Genomic DNA, 26818 nt, shown 5'->3' with positions numbered 1-26818 from the left:
GATACTTTTTGAACGACGGGAGAGATGACATGCCAAAAGATGGAGGCATCGGCGCGCCAACACGGCGCCGCGAAGACGTCCGCTTTTTGACCGGAACCGGTCAGTACACAGACGATATGAATGTATTTGGTCAGGCCTATGCGGTGTTCGCCCGCTCAACGGTCGCCAACGGTACAATCAAAAGCATCGACACATCAGCAGCACTAGCTATGCCAGGTGTTCTGGCCATTTTTACTGGCGAGGACTTTGTCGAAGTCGGCGGCAACCCAGCAGGCTGGTTGATCAATTCGCGCGACGGCGAGCCGATGAAGGAGCCGAAGCGACCGGTTCTGGCACATGGCAAAGTCCGTCACGTAGGCGACGCCTATGCTGCGGTGATCGCCGAGACAGTTGAGCAAGCCAAAGACGCGGTGGAGGCCATCGAGGCCGATATCGAGGAGCTGCCGGCCGTTGTAAACATGAAGGACGCGCTGGCGTCATCCAACTTCGTGCACGACGAGATTGGCACCAACCAGTGTTTTGACTGGGGTTGGATAGAAGACAACCGCGCCGCCACGGATGCCGCCATCAAGGGGGCGCATCACGTCACGACCTTGGAGCTGGTGAACAACCGTTTGGTTCCCAACGCGATGGAGCCGCGCTGCTCGATGGCGCAGTACAACCGTGCCAATGACGAATACACGTTGCACACGACGTCGCAGAACCCGCACCTCACGCGCCTGCTGATTTCGGCGTTCGTGTTGGGCATTCCCGAAAACAAGCTAACTGTGATTGCCCCTGATGTGGGCGGTGGTTTTGGCTCCAAGATTTATCACTACGGTGAGGAAGCTTTGGTTCTGGCGGCGGCCAAGAAGCTGGCGCGTCCGGTGAAATGGACGGCTGATCGCTCGGAGGCGTTCCTGACGGATGCGCATGGTCGTGACCACGTCACCACGATTGAGCTGGCCTTGGATGCTGAGGGCAACTTCCTCGCGTTCCGTACCGAAACCATGGCCAATGTTGGGGCGTATCTGTCGAATTTCTCGACCGCGACGCCGACGTTCCTGCACGGCACATTGATGGCGGGCAACTACACGGTGCCCAATGTCTATGTGAACGTGAAGGCGGTCTTCACCAACACGGCACCGGTTGACGCGTATCGCGGGGCAGGGCGTCCAGAGGCGACCTTCTCGCTGGAGCGCGTCATCGACAAAGCGGCCCGCGAAATTGGCATGGACCCGATTGCGCTGCGCCGTAAAAACTTCATCAAACCGGACCAATACCCCTTCGCCAGTGCGGCGGGGCTGGAATATGACAGCGGCAACTATGACGCGCTGATGGACCAGATGGAAAAGGTCGCCGATGTGGCTGGCTTCGAGGCGCGCCGCAAGGCGTCCGAGAAGGAAGGCAAGCTGCGCGGCTTCGGCGTGAACGCCTATATCGAGGCTTGCGGCATCGCGCCGTCGAACCTTGTGGGCGTGCTTGGATCCCGCGTGGGTCTGTATGACGCCGCGACGGTTCGGGTGAACGCGACTGGCAATCTGTCGGTCATGGTGGGTGCGCACTCTCACGGTCAAGGCCACGAGACGGCCTTCCCGCAAGTGGTGGCCGAAATGCTGGGTATTGATGCGCAAAGCATTGACATCGTACATGGCGATACGTCCAAAATCCCGTTTGGGATGGGGACGTATGGATCGCGTTCTTTGGCGGTTTGTGGCTCTGCGGTGGTGCGTGCCACCGAGAAGATCATCAACAAAGCCAAGAAGATCGCGGCCCACATGTTGGAAGCCTCCGATGGGGACATCGAGCTGAACGACGGTGTGTTCTCGGTTGCGGGCACGGATAAGTCGGTGACTTTCGGTGAGGTGGCACTGAAGGCCTACATCCCGCATGAGTTCCCGCTTGAGGACATCGAGCCGGGCTTGGAGGAGACCGCGTTCTACGATCCGGCCAACTTCACCTACCCATCTGGGGCCTACTGCTGCGAGGTCGAAGTTGACCCCGACACCGGCAAAGTCTCGGTGGAGCGCATGACGGCGGTCGATGATTTCGGCAACGTTATCAACCCGATGATCGTGACAGGTCAGGTGCATGGCGGTTTGGGCCAGGGCATCGGTCAGGCGCTGTTGGAAAACACCACCTACGACGAGAACGGCCAGCTGCTAAGCGCGTCCTACATGGACTACGTGATGCCACGCGCGGATGATCTGCCGTTCTATACGGTCGATCACTCTCAGGGGAATGCGTGTACGCACAACCCATTGGGTGTGAAGGGCTGCGGCGAGGCGGGGGCTATTGGCTCTCCTCCCACGGTGGTGAACGCGGTGATAGATGCGCTGCAATCGGGCGGCAAAAACGTCACCCATATCGACATGCCAATGACCCCACATCGCGTGTGGTCGGCCATGCAGAACGTTTGAGGGAGAGAAGCACATGTATGCATTTGACATAGAACGTCCAGCAACCGTGGCCGAGGCAGCGGCCGCCCTTGGCGGGGACGAGGCACAGGCACTGGGGGGCGGGCAAACCCTGATCCCCACGCTAAAGCAGCGTCTGGCAAGCCCTGAAAAACTGGTCTCGCTATCTGGCGTGTCCGAGATGAAGGGCATCACCTCGGCGGGCGGGGTCCTCAGCATTGGCGGGGCGACAGTCCACGGCGATGTGGCTGGGGACGGCAGCTATAAGGCGCTGTCGGAACTGGCGTCTCACATTGGGGATCCTGCGGTGCGCAATCGCGGCACCATTGGTGGCTCATTGGCCAACAACGACCCGTCGGCGTGCTATCCGGCGGCGGCGCTGGCCTCCGGTGCGACGATCGTGACCAACACACGCGAGATCGCGGCGGACGACTACTTCGTCGATCTATTTGAGACCGCATTGGACGAAGGCGAGATCATCACTGCCGTCAAATTCCCGATCCCAGAGAAGGCGAGCTACCAAAAGTTCGTGCAACCCGCGTCCCGTTTTGCGCTTGTGGGTGTGTTCGTGGCGAAAGCATCTGGTGGCGTTCGGGTGGCCGTGACAGGTGCCTCCAACGGTGGGGTTTATCGCTGGACGGCGGCGGAGGATGCCTTGAACGGCAACTTCTCGCCTAGCGCCTTGGATGGGGTGAACGTCAGTGCGGATGACATGATTTCCGATCTGCACGGCTCTGCCGAGTACCGCGCGCATTTGGTTTCCGTCATGACGAAACGTGCGGTCGACGCGGCGTCCTAAGCCTGATTTAAATTCGAGAGGGGCTCTGCCATTTTGGTGGGGCCTTTTTCGTTTGATGTGCGCTGCGGGGGATCGGGCGGAGAGCATTTGCCTAGAGGCGCGTTAACCCAAGTTCGCGAATGAAGCCGATTAACAAGGCCCCTACTTTTTGACGGTGCGCGCGGTGCAGGTCGCGGGCGCGTTGTGCGTCACCCTGTTCAATGGCCAAAAGCACGGCACGGTGGTCTTCGTTCGATTGGCTCGGCAAAGGGCGCAGAGGCAACGTCATCATCCGCGCACGCCTGACTTGGTCGGTGTAGCGGTTTACGACCTCGATTACTTGCTTATTGCCGCCTAAGTGCACTAATTCATTGTGAAAACCTTCATCAGCCTTGGCCCAGGTATGGCGATCATTTTTGCCCACCGCCGCGTCCATGTTGCTAAGGTGGGTTTCGGCTGCGCGTAAGTCATTCTTGGTGTGGCCTTGCTTGGCAGCACGACCTGCGGCGAGGCTCTCCAACTCGCCCAACATCTCATAGATGTCGGCCATGTCGTCAGCGGACAGGGGTAATATGCGGATGCCACGACGGGGCTGAACTTGCACCAACCCTTGGGCCTGCATGGTCAAAGCGGCTTCACGAACAGGGGTTCGTGACATTCCTAGGGTCTGCGCTAAGTCCGCTTCAAAGTGGTTCGATCCCGGAGGCAATTCGCCTGAGAAAACCATGCAACGCATTTTGCACAATGCTTGCTCTGTCTGGGACTTTGGTATTGTCAAACTTCCACCCGCGCACCGGTCGCATTTGAGCGGTATATAGCGTCCTCGATTTCACGAACAAGCAGGTAGTCGGCGGCAGGGTTGGTGAAGGCCTGTCCGCTTTCTAAACACATCAAGGCGTGCTTTTGGAGCGCATAGACGCAATCTCCTGCGAAGCCTTGGTACGAGGTTGCGGGAAGCACACATGCCGCATCCGTTTCGCCAAACCTGCGCAAATACAGCTCCCCATTTCCGGTCAGCAACAAAGAGCCTTCGGCCCCTTCAAACAGGCCTTCGCCCAAGGTCAGCCGAGGGTTATCCCCTGCGTGATCCAAATGCCGGTTGCCGTCAAACAGTGCGCGCCTTCCATCGGGAAATTCGAACAAGATATGGCCTGCATCTTCACCGGCTATATCGGGGTTGAGCTGGCGAAGATCCGCATAGACCGCAGTAGGGCGCCCGAAGAAATACATGAAAGTATCGATCCAATGCACCGCGGTCTCATGCACCAATAGCCGTTCCATATTTTGGAAATAAGGTTGGCGATCCAGGTAGGCCTCGGGCCCTTGACCGTCCCCTGTGCGCAGCCGGAATGTAAGCTGCATCGGGGTGCCGATCTTGCCGTCGTCTATGAGCGACTTTGCCGTACGGTACCAAGGTTGAAAGCGAAAATTCTCATGTATGATCAAAGGAATACCTGCCTCTGACGCGCGCGTAGTCATGCGGCGGGCTTCTGTCAGGGAGGCACAGAAAGGCTTTTGACAAATGATCAACTTCACCCCTGCGGCAATGCCCGCCTCGATGGCCGCTGCATGCGTCTGGGGCGGGGTGATAATGTCCAAGATGTCAGGGGAGGCACTCCGCAGCATGTCCCCAAGATCTGCGAATGCCGGAGCACCGGTCGCTACGGCTTTGCCTCGATCAGTGTCGCAAGAGCCGACGAGTTCGACATTTTTCATCCGCCTCCACGCGTCATAATGGAATTGGGCGAAGTATCCGGCCCCTAGGCATGCAACCTTCAAAGCAGGCGCCTTGCGATGGCCGCTGCGGCCTCGCTGGTGCTGGCGGTGCCACCTAGATCAGGGGTGACGTCTTGGCGCTCATCAATCGCGGCTTCAACGGCTTCGCGCAGCCTTATGCCATCGCTCATCATCTCATCGAGGCCAAAGGCTTCCCCCAACCAGTCGAGCATCATCGCCGCCGACAAGATCATCGCAAATGGATTGGCGACGCCTTGTCCTGCAATGTCTGGTGCGGAGCCGTGGCAAGGTTGAAAGACCGCATTCTCGTCCCCGATGTCTGCGGAAGGGGCAAGGCCAAGACCGCCCATCAATCCCGCCCCTAGGTCGGACAGAATGTCGCCGAACATATTTTCGGTGACCATGACGTCAAACACCCACGGCTTCTCCACCATCCATAGGGCTGTCGCGTCCACATAGGCATGATTGGTTTGGATTTCGGGATGCTTCATCGCGACTTCATCGAAAATCTTGCGAAAGAAGGCGAAGGCGGCGAAAACATTGGCCTTATCAACGCAAGTGACAGCCCCCGCGCCGCGGCCCGCACGCTTGCGAGACTGCGCCAGCTTGAAGGCGAAGTTAAACAGCTTTTCCGAGGTGTCCCGTGTGATCTTTAAAGTCTCGTAAGCTTCGGTGTCATTGCGCACATCGCGGGTTCCTTGCGAGTGGAACAGGCCCTCGGTGCTTTCACGGATTAAAACAAAATCAACGGGTTGCCCTTCGCTTAACGCCAGCGGCGTGGGTTGTCCGGGGGCGAGGCGGACGGGGCGAACACCTGCGTATAGATGTAGTGCTTTGCGAATTTCGATTTGCGGGGAAATCTCCGTCCCATCGGGGTACCTGACGGACGGAAGCCCCATGGCTGATAGTAATATAGCGTCCGAGGCGCGGGCTGCCTCCAAGGAAGTTTCGGGCAGGCTTTCACCATGCTCAGCATAGTGCGCGGCACCAGCGGGCAGGGTGTTAAATGCGAAATCAAAGGACTTCGATTTGGCTGAGATCGCTTTTAGAAGGGCCACCGTGGGGTGCATGATTTCGGGGCCGATGCCGTCGCCGTCGAATACGGCGATTTTAAAAGTCTTTGTCATAAGGATCAGTTTAAGCCTAAATGGTTGGGTCCTGTGCGTATACTTTAATGTATACGTTGTTTTTTGCAATCGCACCTAGGAGCAGATCATGTTTGCCGTCACGGTAACCGTCGAAATTAATCCCGCACATATCGAGACCTTTAAATCTGCCATTGTGCAAAACGCACAAACCTCATTGTCGCATGAGGACGGGTGCCGTCAATTTGATGTCTGCAGTGACCCAAATCACCCAAGCGTGGTGTTCTTATATGAACTCTACACCGACGAGGCCGCGTTCAAGGTGCATATGGAAAGCCCTCACTACGCGAGCTTTCAGGAGACGATTGAAGGCATGGTCATAGACAAATCCGTCAGAGTTTTTTCGGAGGTTCATCAATGAGCAATTGGCAAGTTCACGCCCTAAAATACGCTGATCGGAACAGCCGTACCCGCGCCGATAGCTTTATCTTTGACGACAATCATGATGCACCGCACGCGATGGATTACTTTATCTGGGTGCTGCGCCGCGAAGGAGAGGTGATCCTTGTCGACACCGGCTACGATGAGGCAGAGGCTGCGTCACGAGATCGCCCGATTTTGCGCGACCCAAGGGAGGCTCTGGCGGGGATTGGCTTGCGGGCTGAGGATATTACGCAGCTGATCGTAACCCACCTGCATTATGATCACGCAGGCGGCTTGCACCTGTTTCCCAACGCGACGATTCACTTGCAAGAGGCTGAAATGGCTTACGCCACGGGCCCATGCATGTGCCATGAGGCATTAAAAATGCCCTTCTCTGCGGATCATATTTGCGAGGCCGTGAAGCGGGTTTATCAAGGCAGATGCGTATTTTATGACGGAGACGGTGAAGTGTCCGATGGGGTCACTGTGCATTGTATCGGAGGACACTCCAGAGGTTTGCAGGCGGTCCGTGTGCGCACAGATGCGGGCTGGCTGTGCCTTGCGTCAGACGCCACGCATTATTACGAAAATGTGTTTGAAAATAAGCCATTCCCAATCGTTGTTGATCTACAGAATATGCTTGATGGTTTCGCGCGTTTGCATGAACTTGCCTCCGAGCGCAGCCTGATCATACCGGGGCATGACCCCCTGGTGACCAAGTTGTTTCCGGTTGATGGCCCCGAGTATTGTTGGCGATTGGACCTTGGCCCGGATCAACCGATTAAGGTGTAATAGTTCTCAAACTGCTGAAATTTTACCAGTTGATAAAATTTTGAAACGTGCCACTCTGGGCGCAAATGTAGACGCAGCCCGGAGAGACCATGCCCGAAGCCACGCCACTGACACCCGGTATTACATCCGGTCGTTTGAGCGCTGACACTTTGTCAGAGAACTTTGATGATCTGCACCCAGCCTACGCGCCCCACGAGGCGGCGGTGGCTTCTGACAGATGTTACTTTTGCCATGACGCGCCCTGCATGACGGCCTGTCCGACGGATATCGACATCCCGTTGTTCATTCGCCAAATTCAAACTGGCACGCCGGAAGCGGCGGCAAAGACCATCCTTGGGCAAAACATCCTTGGCGGCATGTGCGCGCGGGTTTGCCCGACGGAGACCCTTTGCGAAGAGGTCTGCGTGCGGGAAGTCGCAGAGGGTAAACCGGTAGAGATCGGCCGCCTGCAGCGTTTCGCCACGGATACATTGATGGGGGCAGGCAAGCACCCGTTCACTCGTGCGGCCAGCACCGGAAAATCAGTTGCAGTCGTGGGGGCAGGACCTGCGGGGCTGTCTTGCGCGCACCGCTTGGCAATGCATGGCCATGACGTGACGCTGTTTGACGCGCGCGCCAAAGCGGGCGGGCTGAATGAGTTTGGCATCGCAGCCTATAAATCCACCGACAATTTCGCGGCCCAAGAAATCGATTGGCTGCTGAAGATTGGCGGGATCACTGTTGAGACTGGCCAAAAGCTTGGGGGGAGCCTGAGTTTAGATAAGCTGAAAAGCGACCATGACGCGGTGTTCTTGGGCATTGGGCTGTCCGGCGTGAACTCCCTGCGCGCCGACGGCGAAGAAAGAGACGGCGTATCCGACGCAGTTTCGTTCATCGCTGACCTGCGCCAAGCGAGTGATCTGAACGCCCTTCCTGTGGGCCGCAATGTGGTGGTGATTGGTGGCGGCATGACGGCTGTTGATGCCGCCGTGCAGTCCAAGCTTCTGGGCGCGCAGAACGTGACGATTGTGTACCGCCGTGGGCTGGACCAAATGGGCGCGTCGAAGTTTGAGCAAGACCTTGCAAGCTCCAAAGGTGTGCACATCGTGCCAAACGCGCAACCCGTTGCGGTGCATGGCAATGGGGCCGTCAAAGAGGTGGAGTTTGAATATACGACCACTTCTGATGGCAAGCTTGCCGGCACCGGCGAGACTTTCCGCATCTCAGCGGATCAACTGTTCAAAGCCATCGGTCAGTCGCTTGAGGGCGCACCAGAGGGCTTGACGCTTGAGGGCCGCAAAATCGCGGTTTCAGATACAGGTGCCACGTCGTTGGGCGGCGTTTGGGCAGGGGGCGATTGCGCCTCAGGCGGGGATGACCTGACGGTGACGGCAGTGGCCGAAGGGCGCGACGCAGCCGAAGATATTCATGCGACATTGATGGGGGGCAAGTAACTCATGGCCGATCTCACGACAGATTTCTTGGGCATTAAAAGCCCCAACCCGTTTTGGCTGGCCTCTGCGCCGCCCACTGACAAAGAATACAACGTCCGCCGCGCCTTTGAGGCCGGATGGGGCGGGGTGGTGTGGAAGACGCTCGGCATGGAAGGACCACCTGTGGTCAACGTCAACGGGCCGCGCTACGGCGCGATCTATGGCGCGGATCGCCGCCTGTTGGGATTGAACAACATTGAGCTGATCACCGACCGCCCGCTGCAAACCAACCTTGAGGAAATCAAGCGGGTCAAAGCCGATTATCCTGACCGCGCCATCATCGTGTCCTTGATGGTGCCTTGTGAGGAGCAGGCGTGGAAGGACATCCTGCCGCTGGTTGAGGACACAGGCGCGGATGGGATCGAGCTGAACTTCGGCTGCCCGCACGGCATGTCAGAGCGCGGTATGGGCGCGGCGGTGGGCCAAGTGCCTGAATACATTGAGATGGTGACGCGTTGGTGTAAGCAATATTACTCCAAGCCGGTCATCGTGAAGCTGACCCCAAACATCACCGATGTGCGCAAGCCTGCGGCCGCCGCGATGCGCGGTGGGGCGGATGCGGTGTCGCTGATCAACACGATCAATTCGATCACATCCGTGAACCTCGACAGCATGAGCCCCGAGCCAAGCATCGATGGCAAAGGCTCTCATGGCGGCTATTGCGGCCCAGCGGTGAAGCCGATTGCGATGTCGATGGTGTCCGAAATTGCCCGTAACCCAGAGACCCACGGTCTGCCGATCTCGGGCATTGGGGGGGTAACAACATGGCGCGATGCGGCGGAGTTTATGGCGCTTGGATGCGGCAATGTGCAGGTCTGCACAGCGGCAATGACCTACGGCTTCAAAGTGGTGCAGGAGATGATTTCTGGCCTGTCCGAATGGATGGACGAGAAGGGCTACACCTCCACACAAGACTTCATCGGTATGGCAATTCCGAACGTCACCGATTGGCAATATCTGAACCTTAACTACATCGCCAAGGCCAAGATCGACCAAGACGCCTGCATCAAATGCGGTCGCTGCTACGCGGCTTGCGAGGACACATCGCACCAAGCGATTTCCATGTCGGCGGAGCGTGTGTTTGAGGTGATCGACGCGGAATGCGTGGCGTGTAACCTCTGCGTGGATGTTTGTCCCATCGAGGATTGTATCTCGATGTTGCCAATGACACCGGGCGAGGTTGATCCGCGAACCGGCAAGGTCGTCGAGGAAGAATACGCCAATTGGACCACGCATCCCAACAATCCGGGAAGCTGTGCGGCGGAATAGCTTAGGGCGTTAAGATTTTTACGAAGACATCGCGAAGGTAGGCGGGGGCTTGATCGAACGGCTCTTCGTCGCCCAGAACCGCACGCACCTGCACGTCGAAATCGGCGTAATGTTGCGTCAACGACCAGATCGAGAACAGTAAATGATAGGGGTGCACGTCGGCGATTTTACCCTGTGCACTCCAGTCACGAATGATGATGACCTTCTCATCAACAAGGTTCTTCAAATCGCCCTTCAAGGCGTCCAGCATTCGCGGCGCACCTTGCACGATTTCATTTGCGAACAGACGGCTTTCGCGCGGATAAAGGCGGCTCATCTCCAGCTTTCGCTCCACGTAAGCTAACAGTTCAGGAATCGATTCGCCGTCCGGATTCAGGGTGCGTAGCGGGTCCAACCAAGTGTCCATCAGACCCGACAAAAGTTCTTCGTGAATGGCGTCTTTGGAGGCAAAATAGTACAAAAGGTTGGGCTTCGAGAGCCCGGCTTGATTTGAAATTTGATCTAGCGTGGAACCTCGGAAGCCGTTGTTTGAAAACACTTCAAGGGCGGCCTCAAGGATCAGGTCACGGTTGCGCTGCTGAATGCGTGTACGTGGGCGATCGGGCTCATTTATTTTTGGCATAAAAAATGCCTCTTTCATTAGCAATTGCCACGATGCATGGCGGAAATTCAAAGGGGAATCCTTGACAGCCCCTAGACCACTGTTAGCCTTCCTTTGACCGACTGGTCAAATACTGGGGGATTTTATAATGGCAGCACCTGGCGAAAACCTGAAAGTAGACGGCGCTCGGCTGTGGGACAGCCTGATGGAGATGGCCAAGATTGGACCCGGTGTGGCGGGCGGCAACAACCGTCAAACGCTGACCGATGAGGACGGCGAAGGGCGCGCGTTGTTCCAGAGCTGGTGCGAGGCGGCAGGGTGTAGCATGGGCCTTGATCAGATGGGCAACATGTTCGCGCGTCGCGAGGGCACGGACCCGGATGCGCTGCCCGTCTACGTCGGCTCCCACCTTGATACGCAACCCACGGGCGGCAAGTATGACGGCGTGTTGGGGGTGCTCGGTGGTTTGGAAATTATTCGCACTCTCAATGACTTAAACATCAAGACGAAGCACCCTATTGTGGCTACGAACTTCACCAACGAGGAGGGCACGCGCTACGCGCCCGCCATGTTGTCGTCTGGGGTTTTCGCGGGGATTCACACGCAGGATTGGGCGTATGAACGCGAGGATGCAGACGGCAAAGCCTTTGGCGATGAGCTGAAGCGCATCGGCTGGCGCGGTGACGAAGAGGTGGGCGCGCGCAAAATGCATGCCTTCTTCGAGCTGCATATCGAGCAAGGCCCAATTTTGGAGGCCGAGGAGAAAGAAATCGGCGTCGTCACCCATGGCCAAGGTCTAAGTTGGACGCAGGTGACCATTACCGGCAAGGACAGCCACACAGGCTCGACCCCTATGCCGATGCGCAAAAATGCGGGCCTTGGCATGGCCAAAGTGCTGGAGCTGGTGGACGAAATTGCGTGGTCTCACGCCCCCCATGCGGTGGGTGCGGCGGGTCACATTGATGTGTATCCGAATTCGCGAAATGTGATCCCAGGTAAGGTGGTGTTTACCGTAGATTTCCGGTCCCCTGAACTGTCAGTGATTGAAGACATGGAGAAACGTCTGGCTGAAGGCGCAAAAGTAATTTGTGACGAAATGGGCTTGGGCCTTGAGTTGGAAAAAGTCGGCGGGTTTGATCCGGTGGCTTTTGACGAAGGATGCGTCGGTGCGGTGCGGGATGCGGCGGACCGCTTGGGGTATTCCCATATCAACTTGATCTCTGGGGCGGGTCATGATGCCTGTTGGATCAATCGAGTGGCACCAACTGCGATGGTTATGTGCCCCTGCGTGGATGGCTTGAGCCACAATGAAGCAGAAGAAATTAGCCCTCAGTGGGCGGAGGCGGGCGCGAATGTTTTGTTCCACGCCGTAGTAGAGAAAGCGGAGATCGTTGGGTGAGTAAATTCAAAGCCACATTAATATTGGTGGCAGGCCTTGCCCTTGCAGGCTGTGCAACAACAACTGCGCCGATTGAGATACGTCCGGGCATTGGCTCGGATGTTGATCTGGACGCGCTGCGCCCCCCAACGGGTGTGACGTATAACTTTATTTTGGAGAATGCAGGCGCGCCAGTGCCGATCGAGATGAGGCTGACGTCGCGCAGACGCGGGGCGAATAATTACACCTATAATGGCCAGATGGTTGTCTCGTTGCCCCAAGCAGAAAACCTTGAGGAGATCACGAAGGTTTTGAAAGGGATCTTGGGGAAAAGCAGCATTCGTGTGCAGGGCAACCAGCTGTTCATTCCGGTTGGGCTGACCGCTGACAACCGGTTCCGCTCAACCAAGTCCGACATTACCGGAGATGTTACGCGATACACCCCGCACGACTGTTTCGCGGTTCTGGGAACCTGCCGGTATAAGGCAATCGACAGCAGTGGCGTTGCGGTATCACTGATCTCTGAGACAACCGAGGAAAACGGTGTCTGGCGCTCACGAACCAAGCTGGATCCAAGGGCGAAGAACCCTGACTTGCCGAATGAAACCCGACGCTCGGTTTTCTCAATCGACAAAAACGGGGTGCTGATCGACATGTATATCCTGCGCAACTCGGGCGCGGGACGCAGCGAATTTGCGATAAAGAGGAAGTAAGTAGAATGGCTTACCCAATGTCATTTCTCAGCTTGCCGATGGCCCTGTTTGTCATCGGTGGAGAGCAACCGACATATTGGGATTGGCAATTGACCGAGCCGTTGGACCTGTCCATCCGTGCCACTTTGTTGGTGACGGATATGGACGGCGTCACATCGGAGCAAATCGCCGAGCTCGCGGCGCGGGGCGTTCGTAGTGTTTGCTATGTGAGCGTCGGCACGCGTGAGGATTACCGCGATGATGTGGATGCGTTCCCCGCACATGTGCTTGGCAAGCAATTGGGGGACTGGCCCGACGAAGTCTACATCGACATCCGCGCCCCTGAAATTCTGAGCATTATGAAAGCCCGCATCGACCGCTGTGCCTCCATGGGGTTTGCGGGGGTTGAGCCTGACAATATCGACCTGTTTGAGAACGACAGTGGCTTCGATCTCACGAAAGCCGATGGCCTCACATACATCCGCGCTCTGGCCGGATATGCGCAGGACCAAGGGCTGCTCGTAGCCCAGAAAAATGCGCCCCAGCTGATCCCCGATCTGGTGGGGGAGATGGATTTGCTGATGTTGGAGCAATGCTTTGCTTATGACTTCTGCGAAGAAGCGCAGCCTTATTTGGATGCGGGCAAGGACGTGTTGGCAGTGGAATACACCGAGACGGGCCTCGATTGGGATACCATCTGCACAAAAGCGAATGAGCTGGGGATGCACCTTTTGCTCAAGGACTACGATATTTCGGCAGGCGGCAAGGCGTGCAACGTCAATTAGACATCAAGGGAGACGCACATGAGTAAAGTCATCAAAGGCGGCACAATCGTTACCGCAGATCGCAGCTGGAAGGCTGATGTCTTGATTGAAGGTGAGAAGATCGCCGAGATTGGCGAGAACCTAAAAGGTGACGAAACCATTGACGCGTCGGGGGCCTATGTGATCCCGGGCGGCATTGACCCGCACACCCACTTGGAAATGCCCTTCATGGGTACCACTGCGGCGGAAACCTTCGAAAGTGGGACCTTCGCGGCGGCGGCAGGTGGCACTACGATGTTGGTGGACTTCTGCCTACCTGGAGAAGACGGGTCGCTGCTGAATGCAATTGACGAGTGGGACCGAAAGTCGCGCGACCAGATTTGCACGGATATCTCGTACCACATGGCCATCACCGGCTGGAATGAGAATATTTTCAATGAGATGGAAGCCGTCGTTAAAGAGCGTGGCATCAACACCTTTAAGCACTTCATGGCCTACAAAGGCGCGCTGATGATCGAGGACGACGAGATGTTCGCCTCCTTCAAACGTTGCGGCGAGCTGGGCGCGTTGCCCTTGGTTCACGCCGAGAACGGCGACATCGTGCAGGAGTTGCAGCAAAAATATCTGGCCGAAGGCATCACTGGCCCCGAAGGCCACGCGTACTCGCGCCCCCCTGAAGTGGAGGGAGAGGCCGCCAACCGCGCGATCATGATCGCGGATGCAGCTGGCACGCCGCTATATATCGTTCACGTGTCTTGCGAGCAGGCCCATGAGGCCATTCGCCGCGCGCGCCAAAAAGGAATGCGGGTTTACGGCGAGCCACTGATCCAACATTTGACGCTGGATGAGACCGAATACTTCAACAAGGATTGGCAATACGCCGCGCGCCGTGTGATGTCGCCGCCGTTCCGCTCCAAGGAGCATCAGGCCTCGCTTTGGGCGGGTCTGTCGTCGGGGTCGTTGCAGGTCGTTGCCACTGATCATGCGGCCTTCTCCGACAAGCAAAAGCAAATGGGCCTCGACAATTTCACCACAATTCCCAATGGAACCGGCGGCTTGGAAGAACGCATGGCGATGCTTTGGACCACAGGGGTGGAAACCGGACGCCTAACACCGGAGGAGTTCGTTGCGGCCACCTCTACCAATATTGCCAAGATTTTGAATATCTACCCAATGAAGGGCGGGATTGCGGTTGGCGGTGACGCCGATGTGGTGGTGTGGGACCCAACGATTAGCCGCGAAATCGCGGTAAGCACGCAAAAGTCGATCATCGATTACAACGTGTTTGAGGGGATGACTGTCACCGCGCAGGCTCGCTACACGCTGTCGCGTGGTGATGTGGTTTGGGCTTATGGTCAGAACTCCCAGCCCCAGCCAGGGCGCGGTAAATTCGTGCGTCGACCGGCCTTTGCCAGCGCGAACCAAGCGCTCACCAAATGGAAATCACTTAATACGCCACGCAAGATTAAGCGTGACCCACTCAATATTCCTGCTGGGATCTAAGGCGCTAAAATATGGTTAATAAAGATGGAATTGCCCGGATCATGTCACAGAATTGCCGGATTGCCCTGAAAAACCTCTTCTCGAGAACGGGAATGGTACAGGGGTTAACTCATGCAAGTTTTTTTAACGAAGGTTCTATTGGTCGTGGCACTAGGGTTGCTGGCCGTCGGAACATGGATCAACGATATAGCCATCGCGGATGCTATGTTCATCTTCGCGGCCTTCTCAATTGGCGGCGTCTGGTCCAAATACAGCTCGGCCGCAGAGACCAACGAAGTTGCCTCGCCGGATCTGGCAGAGGAATTGCCCGCGGGCTAAGCTGTGCAGCGAGGCCATTCTGAATGGCCTCATCTACTGTGACACACCCACCGGTCATCAGCGCTTCGGCGCTGGATTTGACGTTTCAAACCAATGATGCGCCGATCCATGCCCTCAAAGACGTCTCTCTGGATATCAATCAGGGGGATTTCGTTAGTTTTATTGGGCCGTCAGGGTGCGGAAAAACAACGTTTTTGCGTTGTATTGCAGGTCTAGAGACCCCCACAGGCGGCTCCTTAAGCGTCAATGGAATGAGCGCGGATGATGCGCGGCGTGCACGTGCATATGGGTATGTTTTCCAAGCGGCAGGCCTCTATCCATGGCGCACTATCGCTGGAAACATCAAGCTTCCCCTAGAAATCATGGGCTACTCGAAAGCCGATCAGAATGAGCGTGTCGCGCGGGTGCTGGACTTGGTTGAGCTGTCCGATTTCGGCGCGAAGTTCCCGTGGCAGCTGTCGGGCGGTATGCAGCAGCGCGCATCCATTGCGCGGGCTTTGGCGTTTGATGCAGATATTTTGCTGATGGACGAGCCTTTTGGGGCATTGGACGAAATCGTGCGCGATCATCTCAATGAGCAACTGCTGGAGCTTTGGGCGCGAACCAACAAGACCATCGGTTTTGTGACGCATTCAATCCCCGAGGCGGTTTACCTGTCGACGAAGATCGTGGTGATGAGCCCGCGCCCGGGTCGGATTACAGATGTCATCGACAGCCCTTTGCCAAAAGAGCGCCCGCTCGACATTCGCGATACGCCGGAATTCATTGAGATCGCCCACCGTGTACGTGAAGGATTGCGAGCGGGGCATGCGGATGAATGAATTGCGCGACAAGGCTGCAACAAACGCGTCTCGGCCCAATGAACCGAGACGCTGGAGAGATGATACAGATGTATCTTATCACCGCTTACGGCCATCGGCTCCTCAGCCTGTTCCGCAAACCGAAACTACATCTGATTGGGTAAACAACCCGTTAGCATCACTGCTTTATAAATACCTAATGACTACCGTCTCCCCGTTCGTGCGGGTTGAAAGTTCTGGACGCTCCGCGGGAGGTATTTTTGAAGCAATGATGGGGGAGGGCGTGCTGCATGTCTAAACTCATTCCTGTTCTTACTGTTATCGCAACGATTTTCGCCTTCTGGTACGCGGCTGTTCCCTTCATGAACGTGAAGGAAACACTGACAGGTTTGGAGCGAGCAGGGGCGGTGGTGGTGCCTGACAATCCAATTGAGCGCCGAGACGCCTCCAACATTGGTTTGGTGTTGGGCAATAGTTTTGCGATCCCCGCGACCTATTCTCAAGACCGCCCCCGGTTGCCTGCGCCCCATCAAGTAGCGCATGATTTGTGGGACACGGCCGTGATGAAGAAGGTCACCTCCAAACGCTCGTTGGTTTATCATGGATGGATAACTTTGAGTGCGACCTTGCTTGGCTTTGTCATTGGCACAGGGGCGGGAATTTTGCTTGCTGTTGGTATCGTACATAGTCGCGCCATGGATATGAGCGTCATGCCTTGGGCAATCGCATCTCAGACAATTCCAATCCTCGCGATTGCGCCGATGATCATTGTTGTTTTGAATTCGATTGGTGTTCAAGGATTGATCCCCAAGGCTATCATCTCGGCCTATCTTAGTTTCTTTCCCGTGGTTGTTGGGATGGTCAAAGGCCTCCGTGCGCCGGACGCGATGCAGACGGATTTACTGAAAACCTACAATGCCTCCCAAGGGCAGGGGTTTTGGAAGTTACGTCTACCGGCCTCCATGCCTTATCTGTTTGCCTCGCTTAAGATCGGCGTGGCCGCAGCTTTGGTTGGAGCAATCGTGGCGGAACTGCCAGCTGGCGGTGCCCGAGGTTTGGGCGGCAGAATGCTAACAGGTAGCTACTATGGGCAAATGGTGCAGATTTGGTCCGCGTTGGTGTTGGCCGCGATATTGGCCGCGTCACTGGTCCTGATTATTGGGTTTATACAAGGTAAAGCGCTGAAGCGGATGGGGCTGTCATGATCCTTGTCGTGCTGGCATTTGTTATCTGGGCATCCATGTGGGCGCTGAATGCGCGGCTCGCCAACGGGCGCGGTGCTAAGACGCGGATCATTCAGCTTCTGGTTCCTGCCATATTTGGGTTAACAATCGTGGTTGTCTGGGAGCTGTTGGTGCGCGGTCTCAATGTGCCGCTGGTGATCCTTCCGGCTCCCAGTCAGGTGATCGCGACGTTCTTCTCTGAAATTCCCACGCTTTGGCTCGATTTCCAGCAAACCTTCCTGAAAGGGGCGCTTAGCGGCTACATTATCGGCTGTGGTGCGGCGTTGATGATGGCCGTATTGGTAGATCGCTACGATTTCTTGAAACGCGGGTTGCTACCTGTTGGCAATTTCGTGGCGGCCTTGCCGATTGTGGGCACAGCGCCGATTTTGGTGATGTGGTTTGGATTTGACTGGCACTCCAAGGCGGCCGTGGTCGTGGTCATGGTGTTCTTCCCCATGCTGGTGAACGCGGTGGCGGGCTTACAGGAAACCACCTCAATGCAGCGCGATCTGATGCGCACTTACGGGGCAGGGTATTGGCCGAGCCTGACCAAGTTGCGCTTGCCAGCAGCCATGCCGTTCATTTTCAATGGGCTTAAAATTTCAACAACGCTGGCGCTGATTGGCGCGATTGTGGCCGAGTTCTTCGGCTCGCCCACCATGGGCATGGGCTTTCGCATTTCCACCTCGGTGGGGCAGTTGGCGCTTGATATGGTTTGGGCAGAGATCGTGGTCGCGGCCCTTGCGGGATCCGCCTTCTACGGCGTGGTTGCCATGGCGGAAAAACGCCTGACGTTCTGGCATCCATCACAACGAAAGTAACAACAAGAAACTAAATAAAATCAACCTGGAGGACGACATAATGAAAAAGCTACTACTTAGCGCCGCAGCCCTTGCTATGGCCACGGCAGCGAACGCCGCCGACGAGGTTAAACTGCAATTGCAGTGGGTCACCCAAGCGCAATTTGCGGGCTACTATGTGGCCAAGGACAAGGGGTTCTACGAGGAAGAGGACCTCGACGTGACCGTATTGTCGGGCGGCCCTGACATTGCCCCGCCACAAGTGCTGGCAGGCGGTGGTGCGGACGTCATGTTGAACTGGATGCCTTCCGCATTGGCGGCTCGTGAAAAAGGTCTGCCAGTTGTGAACATCGCCCAGCCGTTCAAAACGTCTGGCCTGATGCTGACTTGTTGGAAAGACACGGGCATCACCAGCCCGCAAGACTTCAAGGGCAAGACCATCGGCGTCTGGTTCTTTGGCAATGAGTACCCGTTCCTGAGCTGGATGAGCCAAGAAGGCATTTCCACCGATGGGGGCGAGGATGGCGTGACCGTTTTGAAGCAAGGCTTCAACGTCGACCCGCTGCTGCAACGCCAAGCTGACTGCATCTCGACCATGACCTACAACGAATTTGGCCAAGTTTTGGATGCGGGGGTCTCTGAGGATGAATTGATCACCTTCAAATATGAGGACCAAGGCGTCGCGACGTTGGAAGACGGCATCTACGCGCTGGAAGACAACCTCAAAGACCCTGCCTTCAAGGACAAGATGGTCCGTTTTGTGCGCGCTTCCATGAAGGGCTGGAAATACGCCGAGGCGCATCCTGATGAAGCGGCCGATATTGTGCTAGAGAACGACGAATCCGGTGCACAAACCGAGGCACATCAAAAACGCATGATGGGTGAGATCGCCAAGCTGACAGCCGGCTCCAACGGGGCGTTGGACGAGGCGGACTTCAAGCGCACAGTGGCAACCCTGCTTGCGGGTGGGTCTGATCCTGTGATTTCCAAAGAACCGGTAGGCGCTTGGACATCCGAGATCACGGACGCGGCGTTGAAATAGAAACAAATTGGGGTGGGCGTTGATGCGCCCGCCCGACACTATTCTTCCCCCCTTTGAATTGCGTCTTGCTGCCGCTGCGTGAGACAAATAGCGTGTGCCCATGACCCCATTGGTATTTCTCGCCGTTATTGCTGCGGCCATGTTGCATGCGATTTGGAACGCTTTGGTGAAAGGTGGGGCCGACAAGCGGTTGAATATGGCAGGTGTGGTCATCGGCCATATCCCGTTGGCATTGGTGGCTTTGGTGCTTTCACCTTCACCGGATCCGGCGTCCTACCCCTACATTGTCGCAGGAACATTGCTGCATTTTGGCTACCAGTGGTTCTTGTTGGAGTCCTATAAAATTGGCGATCTAACTCAAGTCTACCCGATTGCGCGCGGGGTTGCGCCATTGCTGGTGGCTGGCGGGTCGGTGCTGCTTCTCGGGGTAGATTTATCAGGGCTGGAGCTGATCGCGATTGGCACCATCGCGGCGGGTATCCTTAGCATTTCGCTCGTGCGTGGGGCGGATGGGCTTCGCAACGGTAAGGCCACATGGATGGCATTAACCACAGGGTGCTTCATTGCCACATACTCTTTGGTCGATGGGACTGGGGCGCGGATCAGTGGCTCGGCGCTCGGTTATTATGCGTGGCTGGGGATTGCGAATGCGGTGATCTTTGCGGCCTTCATGGGGGCCACCACGCCGCAGGTCCTGCGCGATTTGCCCACAAAGGGGCTACGGGTCTTCTTGATCGGGGGCGGGGCGTCCTTTGTCGCCTACAGCCTTGTGATGTGGTCCTTCACGCAGGCTCCGATTGCGTTGGTGACCGCGCTGCGGGAGACGTCGATCATCTTTGCGCTGCTTATCGGCGTGATGCTGATGGGGGAGCGGCTTAGCCTTGGCAAAGTGGTCTCAACCATGATCACCTTAGTTGGTGTGATATTGCTGCGATTTACGCGCTCATAGACACAAACATAGCCGGATTGTGATCGGACTGGTCATTGGGTCGCGGGACGTTTGCTTGACCTTGGTGTATGCTTGGCCCCATCTAGGATAACTCTACAGATACAGGCTGCCACATGATCCCCGAACTTGGACAATTTGCCCTTTCCCTGGCCCTTATCGCCGCCGTTGTGCAAAGCGTTTTACCGATGCTTGGGGCGGCGCGTGGAAATGCGCTTTGGATGCAGTCGGCGCAAGCCAGCGCTTTGGCCCAATTCGTATTGATCGCCTTCGCCTTTGGGGCGTTGATGCGCAGCTACGTCGTGTCGGACTTCACGGTCGAGAATGTGGTGAACAATTCCCATTCCCTGAAGCCGATGCTCTATAAAATTGCGGGCACATGGGGCAACCACGAGGGGTCCTTGCTGCTTTGGGTGTTCATCCTCGCGGGTTTTGGCGCGGCGGTGGCGTTCTACGGGCGCAACATTCCAATGGCCCTCAAGGCGCGGACCTTGTCGGTGCAGGCGTGGATATCCGTGGGCTTCATCAGCTTCATGCTGTTCACTTCGAACCCGTTTACCCGCGTTTTTCCGCCGCCCTTGGATGGCAATGACCTGAACCCGTTGCTGCAAGACGTGGGCCTCGCGATACATCCGCCACTGCTTTACGTCGGCTATGTTGGCTTCTCTATCGTCTTCTCCTTCGCGGTTGCCGCGCTGATTGAAGGGCGCGTAGACCCCGCATGGGCGCGTTGGGTGCGCCCTTGGACGTTGGCGGCGTGGACATCGCTGACGGCGGGCATCGGCCTTGGGTCTTGGTGGGCGTATTATGAGCTGGGCTGGGGGGGCTGGTGGTTCTGGGATCCTGTGGAGAACGTGTCCTTCATGCCGTGGCTGGTAGGCACCGCATTGCTGCACTCCGCCATCGTGACCGAGAAGCGCGACACCTTCAAAAGCTGGACCATCCTGCTGGCTATTTTAACGTTCTCCTTGTCATTGCTGGGGACGTTCATCGTGCGCTCTGGCTTGCTGACATCGGTGCATGCTTTTGCGGTGGATCCAGAGCGGGGTATTTACATCCTTGGTCTGTTGATTTTGTCGATTGGCGGCTCGCTGGCGTTGTTTGCGTGGCGCGCCCCCTCGATGGAGGGCGGCGGGTTGTTCGCACCGGTGTCGCGTGAAGCCGGTCTGCTGATAAACAACCTGCTGTTGACCACGGCCACGGCCACCGTTCTGTTCGGCACGCTCTACCCATTGTTCTTAGAGGCCATCACCGGCGACAAAATATCCGTCGGGCCACCGTTCTTTAACGCGGGCTTCATCCCGATCATGATGCCGTTGTTGCTGGTCATGGGGGTAGGTCCCTTCATGTCGTGGAAGCGGGCGGACCTACAGGGCGTGTTGTCGCGGTTGAAAGTAGCGTTGGCCGCTGCAGTCGTCACGTCGCTGATCGTTTGGTATGTGACCACTGGTGGGCCCGTGTTGGCGATCATCATGATGGGCATCGGTGTTTGGGTGCTGGTCGCCTCGGTCCAAGAATGGGGGCGACGCGTCAAGCTGTTTCAGGACGGCGCGTGGGCGCGTATCCGGCGTCAGCCGCGGGCCTCTCATGGCATGACATTGGCGCATATTGGCGTGGCGTTGCTGGTGTTGGGGGCGACAGGCTCCTCGGCGTGGAAGGAAGATCTTGTGGCCTTTGCGGACCCCGGCGCGAAGATCGACATTGCGGGGTTTGAGCTGACGTTTGAAAGCGTCGAGCGTCAACGTGGCCCCAACTACATCGCGGATGTCGCCACCTTGAGCGTGACCCGCGACGGCGAGTTCGTCACCACCCTTTACCCAGAGCGCCGTTTCTACCCCACCGCAGGCTCTACCACGACGGAAAGCTCGATCCGGCAGACCTTGGCGGGTGATCTTTATGCCTCCATCGCGGAGCCGGCGGCTGAGGGTGCCAAAAGCGACTGGCTTTTGCGGGTGCTATACGAGCCATTGGTGAACTTCCTATGGATCGGCACCATGTTCTTGGTGCTTGGGGGCAGCTTGTCCTTGACCGACCGAAGGTTGCGCGTTGGCGCACCTCGGAAATCGAAATCCAAAGCCGCGCCCATCGGCGCCACTCCGGCGGAATGAACCTATGAAACGATTGCTATTCGCGCTGCCCTTGGTGGTGGCAATGATCATTGGCGGCTTTGCAATTTGGGGGCTGTCGGGGGGGCGTGATCCATCGTCCTTGCCGTCGGAATTCATCTCGAAGCCGGTGCCGCAAATCGACTTGGCCGCGATTGAGGGTGTGGAGCGCCCCGGTCTGAGCACCGCCGACATCAACGATATGGACGGCATCAAGCTGCTGAACTTCTTTGCCTCGTGGTGCGGTCCGTGCCGCGCGGAGCATCCCAACCTGACCCGTTTGGGGCAGGAGGAGGGCGTGACCCTCATCGGGATCAACTACAAAGATAAACCCGAGGCGGCTGCCAAATGGCTCGAAGAGCTGGGCAACCCATATGTGGCCCTTGGCTCTGATTATTCAGGACGCGGGGGGATCGAGTTGGGGATATCTGGCGTGCCGGAGACATTCATCATCGACGCGGACGGCATCATTCGTCACCGCTTCGCAGGCCCTGTGGTCGGCGATGGTTTGCGCCGCTTCCTTGAGGCCTTGGACGAGGTGCGCCAATGATACGTGCGGCGGCGCTCGCGCTTGCCTTGCTCGCCAGCCCCGCATGGGCGGTGGAGCCGGACGAGATTTTGGACGATCCGGTTTTGGAGGAACGGGCCCGCGCGATTTCGGCCAATGTGCGCTGCGTCGTTTGCCAGAACGAGCCGATTGACAGCTCCGACGCTGGCGTGGCCCGTGACTTGCGGATTTTGATCCGCGAGCGCTTGGTCGCAGGCGATAGCGATCAAGAAATTTTTGACTTCCTTGTGGTGCGTTACGGCGACTTCGTCCTGTTCAAGCCGCCCTTCAAGCCGTCCACCTACGCCTTGTGGTTTGGCCCGTTCATAATTCTGTTCATCGGGGGCGCGGCGGTGGCCGTCTCATTGGCGCGCCGCCCGCGCGCACCGGTTAAAAATGACCTTCAGTTGAGTGCCGAAGAGGAGGCCGATTTGGCCAAGCTGATGAAAGAGGACACTTCCCTATGATCTTTTGGGTACTTGCCGCGGCCTTCGCCGTGCTTACGGCCTTGGCATTCCTATGGCCATTGGTGCGGCGGGAAGAGGACACTGTGGACCGTGCGGACGGGGCCATTGCGATCTTCCGTGACCAGCTCGGCGAAGTCGACCGCGACGCAGAACGCGGCATTATCTCAGGCGTGGAGGCTGACGCCGCCCGCACCGAGATCAAGCGACGGATGATCTCCGCCGATAAATCGCGCAGCTCGATTGATGCCTCGAAGGTGGCTGGTCGCGGGGTCCTTATCGCCTTTGCCTTGGCCACTCCGATTGCGGGGGCGGCGGTTTATTCGCTGCTTGGTGTGCCGGGCACTCCGTCTGTTCCCTATGCAGAGCGCGGCGAAGAGATAGGCGAAGCCCAGAACCTGCAAAAGTTAACCACTCAGCTGCGGTTGAAATTGGAAAGTGAGCCGGACGGCGGCGAGACGCGCGGCTGGCAGTTACTTGCCACGACCTACGGCAACATGGGGCGTTACGCGGATGCGGCTTACGCCTATTCGCGTATTGTGGAGCGCGAGGACGCAACGTCCTCCACGTGGTCGCAATATGCGGAGGCATTGATCACCGCCGAGAACGGGCTAGTCACGAAACCTGCACTGGACGCGATTGACCGCGCGGTGCAGATGGACCCGTCAAACCCCGCAGGCACCTACTACCGTGCGGTGGCCATGGCCCAAGACGGGCGCGGCCAAGAGGCGCGCCAAGCGCTGCTGGACCGTGTCGCTCAAGAGGCAACGCCCGCCCCGTGGATGCCGTTCTTCATGGAGGAGGTGAACCGTTTGGGTGGCCTTCTGGGCTTTGAGCCTGCGTCGCTGCCTGACTTCCCTGATGCCCCGCGTGGCCCGTCCGTCGAAGATGTGGACGCCGCCGCCGAGATGACGGAGGAAGAGCGCCAAGAGTTCGTGCGCACTATGGTCAGCAATCTTGCGCAGCGTATGGAAGAGGAGCCGGACAACCTCGAAGGCTGGCTGCAACTGGCCCGTGCATATGGCGTATTGGGCGAGCTTGATAACGCCCGCTCCGCCTTCGAGAGCGCCAAGGAGATCACCGATACGTTGCCTCAAGACGACCCACGCCGCGCAGCGGTGGAGCAAGGGTTGGCCGCACTCAAGAATTAGGATGTGGAGCGTGGCGCAGCTTTGCCCCGATACGGTAACCCTCTTGAGGCAAGCCAATGAGCCGCGCCACGCAATCCTGTCCCAAACGTCAGGTATTTCTGACCCAGACCGGACCTTCGCCGCGAGCTGGGCCAAAGTTGATCGCGTGGGACGTAACGGACCTTGAGGGCCAGAGGATCAATACCCGCTTTCGATCGGCGGCCCCCCCAGTGAAAAGAACCAAGGGCGCGTAATCAATAAATTGGTGTGACTGAGTTAGGAGCTGGCCGTCATTTTGCACGGCCTGCAATCGCAAACAGTGCGCAGTGAAAAACTGCGCACTGTATTGTCAAAGATAAGTCGGATTAAAAGTTGCCGATGGACCAAAAGAAGGTCTCGCCTGAACTGTCATCGACGCCGTCGTTGTCCGTACTGGCCCAGGCTGCGCCATCTGCAAAAATTGCCAGACCTTCGACTTTGTCCACGACATACCCGTTGCCAGCTTGCAAGTCAGGGATAAGATTGCGCACCGCTTCTTTGGTAACGATCGGCAGATCACCACCGAGTGCCGCTGGCACCATTTGATCGCCGGAAATGCGGTAGACCATCTTGATCACGGCATTCTCGCCGATTTGGTTATCACGCTCGATGACATAGACGTCGCCATCATGTGCCACGATTTCTGACAGCCCGACCCAGCCTGTGCTGGCCGATGCTTTTGGATAAAGAACCGCGCCCCATTCGCCGGTTTCTATATTGTAAGCGACCAGTTTTACGTGATTGGCAGGGTCGTCTGCCCATTCACGCTGAACTGCCATCCAAAGCGTCCCGTCGATCAATGTGATGCCTTCAAATCCGAAACGCCGTTCAACAGCAAGAAGGTCTGCTGGCAGGCTGATCTCTTTTTCAATCTCACCGTCACTGTTTACGTGGTAAATGCCATGTGGGATCATTCGGTTTGTCCGACCCTCCGACGCGAGCCAGAACCCGCCCTTGCCATCCAGCGTGATACCTTCGAGATCAAGCTTTTGCGCGGGAGAACCACCGCGCGTGATCGGCAAAGCATCGGTGATTTGTGCGGGCGTTACGGTTGTGTCGATGGTGAAGATAGTGGGTTGGTAGCTGTAAAAGCTGTCGTTCACGGCGTAAACCATACCACTCTCACCGGCGACCATGCCCGAGATTGCACCCCATCCGATCAATTCATCCGCACCTGCAGAGGTAAGCTGTGGATACGTGGCGCGTGCGTCTTGGTATTCATAGATCATCACGTGGCTGCGGATGCCTCCATCCTCGATTAAATCAGCTTCGTTTGCAGTGACAAACAGACCACGCGATGGGATCGCGATGGCACCTTCTGGCGCGATACCTGACGGGAGCAACTGCTTGAGAATTGGGGCATTGGGGTCGGTTACGTCATATACGCCAACAACAGAGGCCCGCTCGGCCAGTATGAAGGCGTAGGGTGTGCCATTGAAAATGGCGAATTCCATACCCTCAGGTTCTGCACCTTTGGCGTCCGAGCGTTTGTCAGGGTAATGGCCAAGCTGGACAATGGCATGTTCAAAACTGTTGCCCGCTTCAAAAACTTCGGTGCCGTCTTTGTGGAAAATGGTCCAACCCCGTGCGCCGCCGTCCATGTCGCCTTCATTGGCGATCGCGAAGTGATCGTTGTCGATCCATTGAACGCCGTCTGGTTCACGCAAGCGGCTTTCTTGGGATTCAGTGAAGAGTAGCGCGCCGCGCTCGTCTGTTGTGTCGATTTCTGTGAGATCAACAGAACCGGCTGAAAAGTGGCTTAAAATCTCGCCCGTTTGGGACATCACAACGATGTGGTTGTTTTCCTGCATCGTTACGACGATTTCGCCCGCGTTGTTTACGTCCACGAACTCGGGCTCGGGATCGTCGGCGCCGATGTCGGCCAACCCATTAACATTTATCTGCACCATGCTGTCACAGGCCGGGGCACCGTTTTCGATGCCGATGGTCACAACAAATCCGCCAGGCAGTTGACCAAGGCCACCTTCATCCAAATCTTCATCGCGTTCATTTTCAATCGCGACAACGACAAAGCTGCCATCGGGTGCAATTGCGGTGCTGTCGGGCTGACCGCCTAAATCACAGGCAGCAACTTCTTGCATTGTTGTTAGATCGAACGCCTTCAATACGCCCGAAGGCGCTGTGTAGCTTTGTGATGTGTTCACACCCGTCATGGCGATGTTGCCTAAAACGGACACGGCTGTCGGTTCGCCGCCAACGTCGATGTTGCCCTTTGCCACCGGCGCAGTTGGATCCGTGATATCGATCAGTCCGATCGCGCCGAGGGGGCTGTCAGAATAAACCAGTGTCATGCCATCACCCGATGCGCTGATGATCTCAGCGGAGGATTCCGCCGACGCGTCTTGGTTATTGGCAAAGGTTGCGAAGCTGCTGATGCGGTTGAAGTTCATTTCGGCCGCAGCGCCTGTCGCGGTGATCGCAACGGCTGACGACATTCCGAGTAGTTTTAGTAACATTTTGGATTCCCCAATGTGAACGGTCTCGCGCGCA

25 protein-coding genes are annotated in these 26818 nt (G+C 57.1%); 20 read left to right on the top strand and 5 right to left on the bottom strand.

Features of this window, described 5'->3' with window-relative positions; all coding sequences use genetic code 11:
• The first annotated feature begins 29 nt into the window (after window positions 1-29).
• Together ABJN86_RS11355 and ABJN86_RS11350 are read left to right on the top strand one after the other, a co-directional pair.
• Entirely contained in the window at window positions 30-2399 is a 2370-nt protein-coding gene (locus ABJN86_RS11355) for a xanthine dehydrogenase family protein molybdopterin-binding subunit (protein ID WP_348367199.1), read from the top strand.
• Window positions 2400-2412: 13 nt separating this feature from the next.
• Complete coding sequence (locus ABJN86_RS11350; RefSeq protein WP_348367198.1) at window positions 2413-3195, top strand: xanthine dehydrogenase family protein subunit M; 783 nt, start codon at window positions 2413-2415, stop codon at window positions 3193-3195.
• Window positions 3196-3286: 91 nt separating this feature from the next.
• On the opposite strand, the gene ABJN86_RS11345 is transcribed toward ABJN86_RS11350, so the two are convergent.
• Genes ABJN86_RS11345 through ABJN86_RS11335 form a run of 3 tightly spaced genes read right to left on the bottom strand, consistent with a single transcriptional unit; the run spans window position 3287 to window position 6038 of the window.
• Entirely contained in the window at window positions 3287-3919 is a 633-nt protein-coding gene (locus ABJN86_RS11345) for a GntR family transcriptional regulator (protein WP_348367196.1), read from the bottom strand.
• Window positions 3920-3948: 29 nt separating this feature from the next.
• Complete coding sequence (locus ABJN86_RS11340) at window positions 3949-4953, bottom strand: Gfo/Idh/MocA family oxidoreductase (RefSeq protein ID WP_348367194.1); 1005 nt, start codon at window positions 4951-4953, stop codon at window positions 3949-3951.
• On the bottom strand, window positions 4950-6038 hold the full coding sequence (locus ABJN86_RS11335) for an isocitrate/isopropylmalate family dehydrogenase (RefSeq protein ID WP_348367192.1): 1089 nt from the start codon (window positions 6036-6038) through the stop codon (window positions 4950-4952). Before ABJN86_RS11335 ends, ABJN86_RS11340 begins: the two co-directional genes overlap by 4 nt.
• Before the next feature lie 88 nt (window positions 6039-6126).
• Here ABJN86_RS11335 and ABJN86_RS11330 point away from each other — a divergent pair, with 88 nt between their 5' ends.
• From ABJN86_RS11330 to preA, 4 genes are all read left to right on the top strand, one after another.
• Window positions 6127-6417 carry a putative quinol monooxygenase gene (locus tag ABJN86_RS11330; protein ID WP_348367190.1) on the top strand — a complete coding sequence of 97 codons (291 nt, stop codon included), beginning with the start codon at window positions 6127-6129 and terminating at the stop codon, window positions 6415-6417.
• Window positions 6414-7211 (top strand): N-acyl homoserine lactonase family protein, encoded by a 798-nt coding sequence (locus tag ABJN86_RS11325; RefSeq protein WP_348367189.1) that lies wholly within the window; start codon window positions 6414-6416, stop codon window positions 7209-7211. Before ABJN86_RS11330 ends, ABJN86_RS11325 begins: the two co-directional genes overlap by 4 nt.
• An 89-nt stretch (window positions 7212-7300) precedes the next feature.
• On the top strand, window positions 7301-8644 hold the full coding sequence (locus ABJN86_RS11320) for an NAD(P)-dependent oxidoreductase (protein WP_348367187.1): 1344 nt from the start codon (window positions 7301-7303) through the stop codon (window positions 8642-8644).
• 3 nt (window positions 8645-8647) lie between these two features.
• Window positions 8648-9952 (top strand): NAD-dependent dihydropyrimidine dehydrogenase subunit PreA, encoded by a 1305-nt coding sequence (preA, locus tag ABJN86_RS11315; protein WP_348367185.1) that lies wholly within the window; start codon window positions 8648-8650, stop codon window positions 9950-9952.
• 1 nt (window position 9953) lies between these two features.
• Here preA and ABJN86_RS11310 read toward each other — a convergent pair whose 3' ends face one another.
• Window positions 9954-10574, bottom strand: coding sequence for a TetR family transcriptional regulator C-terminal domain-containing protein (locus ABJN86_RS11310; protein ID WP_348367183.1), 621 nt, complete (start codon window positions 10572-10574; stop codon window positions 9954-9956).
• 127 nt (window positions 10575-10701) lie between these two features.
• On the opposite strand from ABJN86_RS11310, the gene ABJN86_RS11305 reads away from it, so the two are divergent.
• The 14 genes from ABJN86_RS11305 (at window position 10702) to ccmI (ending at window position 24289) form a co-directional block, all read left to right on the top strand.
• Window positions 10702-11952 carry a Zn-dependent hydrolase gene (locus ABJN86_RS11305; RefSeq protein ID WP_348367181.1) on the top strand — a complete coding sequence of 417 codons (1251 nt, stop codon included), beginning with the start codon at window positions 10702-10704 and terminating at the stop codon, window positions 11950-11952.
• Complete coding sequence (locus tag ABJN86_RS11300) at window positions 11949-12644, top strand: hypothetical protein (protein ID WP_348367179.1); 696 nt, start codon at window positions 11949-11951, stop codon at window positions 12642-12644. Before ABJN86_RS11305 ends, ABJN86_RS11300 begins: the two co-directional genes overlap by 4 nt.
• Before the next feature lie 17 nt (window positions 12645-12661).
• Complete coding sequence (locus ABJN86_RS11295) at window positions 12662-13408, top strand: endo alpha-1,4 polygalactosaminidase (protein ID WP_348367177.1); 747 nt, start codon at window positions 12662-12664, stop codon at window positions 13406-13408.
• 18 nt (window positions 13409-13426) lie between these two features.
• A complete protein-coding gene (gene hydA / locus ABJN86_RS11290) occupies window positions 13427-14890 on the top strand; it encodes a dihydropyrimidinase (RefSeq protein WP_348367175.1) in 1464 nt (487 codons plus the stop codon).
• A 111-nt stretch (window positions 14891-15001) separates the two neighbouring features.
• Window positions 15002-15208 carry a hypothetical protein gene (locus ABJN86_RS11285; protein WP_348367173.1) on the top strand — a complete coding sequence of 69 codons (207 nt, stop codon included), beginning with the start codon at window positions 15002-15004 and terminating at the stop codon, window positions 15206-15208.
• Between the two features lie 23 nt (window positions 15209-15231).
• Entirely contained in the window at window positions 15232-16029 is a 798-nt protein-coding gene (locus ABJN86_RS11280; RefSeq protein ID WP_348367171.1) for an ABC transporter ATP-binding protein, read from the top strand.
• Between the two features lie 269 nt (window positions 16030-16298).
• Window positions 16299-17213, top strand: a complete 915-nt coding sequence (locus tag ABJN86_RS11275; protein ID WP_348367170.1) for an ABC transporter permease subunit — start codon at window positions 16299-16301, stop codon at window positions 17211-17213.
• Window positions 17210-18055 (top strand): ABC transporter permease, encoded by an 846-nt coding sequence (locus ABJN86_RS11270; protein ID WP_348367168.1) that lies wholly within the window; start codon window positions 17210-17212, stop codon window positions 18053-18055. The genes ABJN86_RS11275 and ABJN86_RS11270 overlap by 4 nt, the downstream gene beginning before the upstream one ends.
• A gap of 40 nt (window positions 18056-18095) precedes the next feature.
• Complete coding sequence (locus ABJN86_RS11265) at window positions 18096-19076, top strand: ABC transporter substrate-binding protein (RefSeq protein ID WP_348367167.1); 981 nt, start codon at window positions 18096-18098, stop codon at window positions 19074-19076.
• Window positions 19077-19176: 100 nt separating this feature from the next.
• On the top strand, window positions 19177-20025 hold the full coding sequence (locus ABJN86_RS11260; RefSeq protein ID WP_348367166.1) for a DMT family transporter: 849 nt from the start codon (window positions 19177-19179) through the stop codon (window positions 20023-20025).
• Window positions 20026-20138: 113 nt separating this feature from the next.
• Window positions 20139-22130 (top strand): heme lyase CcmF/NrfE family subunit, encoded by a 1992-nt coding sequence (locus tag ABJN86_RS11255; protein ID WP_348367165.1) that lies wholly within the window; start codon window positions 20139-20141, stop codon window positions 22128-22130.
• A gap of 4 nt (window positions 22131-22134) precedes the next feature.
• Window positions 22135-22677, top strand: a complete 543-nt coding sequence (locus ABJN86_RS11250) for a DsbE family thiol:disulfide interchange protein (RefSeq protein WP_348367163.1) — start codon at window positions 22135-22137, stop codon at window positions 22675-22677.
• The gene (locus ABJN86_RS11245; protein ID WP_348367162.1) at window positions 22674-23141 is read left to right on the top strand and encodes a cytochrome c-type biogenesis protein; all 468 of its coding nucleotides are present in this window, start codon (window positions 22674-22676) and stop codon (window positions 23139-23141) included. The genes ABJN86_RS11250 and ABJN86_RS11245 overlap by 4 nt, the downstream gene beginning before the upstream one ends.
• The gene (gene ccmI / locus ABJN86_RS11240) at window positions 23138-24289 is read left to right on the top strand and encodes a c-type cytochrome biogenesis protein CcmI (protein WP_348367160.1); all 1152 of its coding nucleotides are present in this window, start codon (window positions 23138-23140) and stop codon (window positions 24287-24289) included. Before ABJN86_RS11245 ends, ccmI begins: the two co-directional genes overlap by 4 nt.
• 344 nt (window positions 24290-24633) lie before the next feature.
• Here the strand turns inward: ccmI and ABJN86_RS11235 are convergent, their stop codons facing one another.
• A complete protein-coding gene (locus tag ABJN86_RS11235) occupies window positions 24634-26784 on the bottom strand; it encodes an esterase-like activity of phytase family protein (RefSeq protein ID WP_348367158.1) in 2151 nt (716 codons plus the stop codon).
• Window positions 26785-26818 lie beyond the last annotated feature (34 nt).

The organism is Litoreibacter sp., assembly GCF_039974535.1.
Classification (GTDB): Bacteria; Pseudomonadota; Alphaproteobacteria; order Rhodobacterales; family Rhodobacteraceae; genus Litoreibacter.
The sequence above is the reverse complement of the archived record's forward strand: the minus strand, read 5'-3'. Positions and strand labels throughout refer to the sequence as shown.

Excerpts from the sequence above, each read along its gene's own strand:
- ABJN86_RS11245 (WP_348367162.1), top strand. The coding sequence starts at position 22,674 with ATGATACGTGCGGCGGCGCTCGCGCTTGCCTTGCTCGCCAGCCCCGCA.
- ABJN86_RS11305 (WP_348367181.1), top strand. The coding sequence starts at position 10,702 with ATGGCAGCACCTGGCGAAAACCTGAAAGTAGACGGCGCTCGGCTGTGG.
- ABJN86_RS11260 (WP_348367166.1), top strand. The coding sequence starts at position 19,177 with ATGACCCCATTGGTATTTCTCGCCGTTATTGCTGCGGCCATGTTGCAT.
- ABJN86_RS11275 (WP_348367170.1), top strand. The coding sequence starts at position 16,299 with ATGTCTAAACTCATTCCTGTTCTTACTGTTATCGCAACGATTTTCGCC.
- hydA (WP_348367175.1), top strand. The coding sequence starts at position 13,427 with ATGAGTAAAGTCATCAAAGGCGGCACAATCGTTACCGCAGATCGCAGC.
- ABJN86_RS11355 (WP_348367199.1), top strand. The coding sequence starts at position 30 with ATGCCAAAAGATGGAGGCATCGGCGCGCCAACACGGCGCCGCGAAGAC.
- ABJN86_RS11285 (WP_348367173.1), top strand. The coding sequence starts at position 15,002 with ATGCAAGTTTTTTTAACGAAGGTTCTATTGGTCGTGGCACTAGGGTTG.
- ABJN86_RS11295 (WP_348367177.1), top strand. The coding sequence starts at position 12,662 with ATGTCATTTCTCAGCTTGCCGATGGCCCTGTTTGTCATCGGTGGAGAG.
- ABJN86_RS11320 (WP_348367187.1), top strand. The coding sequence starts at position 7,301 with ATGCCCGAAGCCACGCCACTGACACCCGGTATTACATCCGGTCGTTTG.
- ABJN86_RS11330 (WP_348367190.1), top strand. The coding sequence starts at position 6,127 with ATGTTTGCCGTCACGGTAACCGTCGAAATTAATCCCGCACATATCGAG.
- preA (WP_348367185.1), top strand. The coding sequence starts at position 8,648 with ATGGCCGATCTCACGACAGATTTCTTGGGCATTAAAAGCCCCAACCCG.
- ABJN86_RS11270 (WP_348367168.1), top strand. The coding sequence starts at position 17,210 with ATGATCCTTGTCGTGCTGGCATTTGTTATCTGGGCATCCATGTGGGCG.
- ABJN86_RS11235 (WP_348367158.1), bottom strand. The coding sequence starts at position 26,784 with ATGTTACTAAAACTACTCGGAATGTCGTCAGCCGTTGCGATCACCGCG.
- ABJN86_RS11310 (WP_348367183.1), bottom strand. The coding sequence starts at position 10,574 with ATGCCAAAAATAAATGAGCCCGATCGCCCACGTACACGCATTCAGCAG.
- ABJN86_RS11265 (WP_348367167.1), top strand. The coding sequence starts at position 18,096 with ATGAAAAAGCTACTACTTAGCGCCGCAGCCCTTGCTATGGCCACGGCA.
- ccmI (WP_348367160.1), top strand. The coding sequence starts at position 23,138 with ATGATCTTTTGGGTACTTGCCGCGGCCTTCGCCGTGCTTACGGCCTTG.
- ABJN86_RS11335 (WP_348367192.1), bottom strand. The coding sequence starts at position 6,038 with ATGACAAAGACTTTTAAAATCGCCGTATTCGACGGCGACGGCATCGGC.
- ABJN86_RS11350 (WP_348367198.1), top strand. The coding sequence starts at position 2,413 with ATGTATGCATTTGACATAGAACGTCCAGCAACCGTGGCCGAGGCAGCG.
- ABJN86_RS11250 (WP_348367163.1), top strand. The coding sequence starts at position 22,135 with ATGAAACGATTGCTATTCGCGCTGCCCTTGGTGGTGGCAATGATCATT.
- ABJN86_RS11325 (WP_348367189.1), top strand. The coding sequence starts at position 6,414 with ATGAGCAATTGGCAAGTTCACGCCCTAAAATACGCTGATCGGAACAGC.
- ABJN86_RS11280 (WP_348367171.1), top strand. The coding sequence starts at position 15,232 with ATGGCCTCATCTACTGTGACACACCCACCGGTCATCAGCGCTTCGGCG.
- ABJN86_RS11255 (WP_348367165.1), top strand. The coding sequence starts at position 20,139 with ATGATCCCCGAACTTGGACAATTTGCCCTTTCCCTGGCCCTTATCGCC.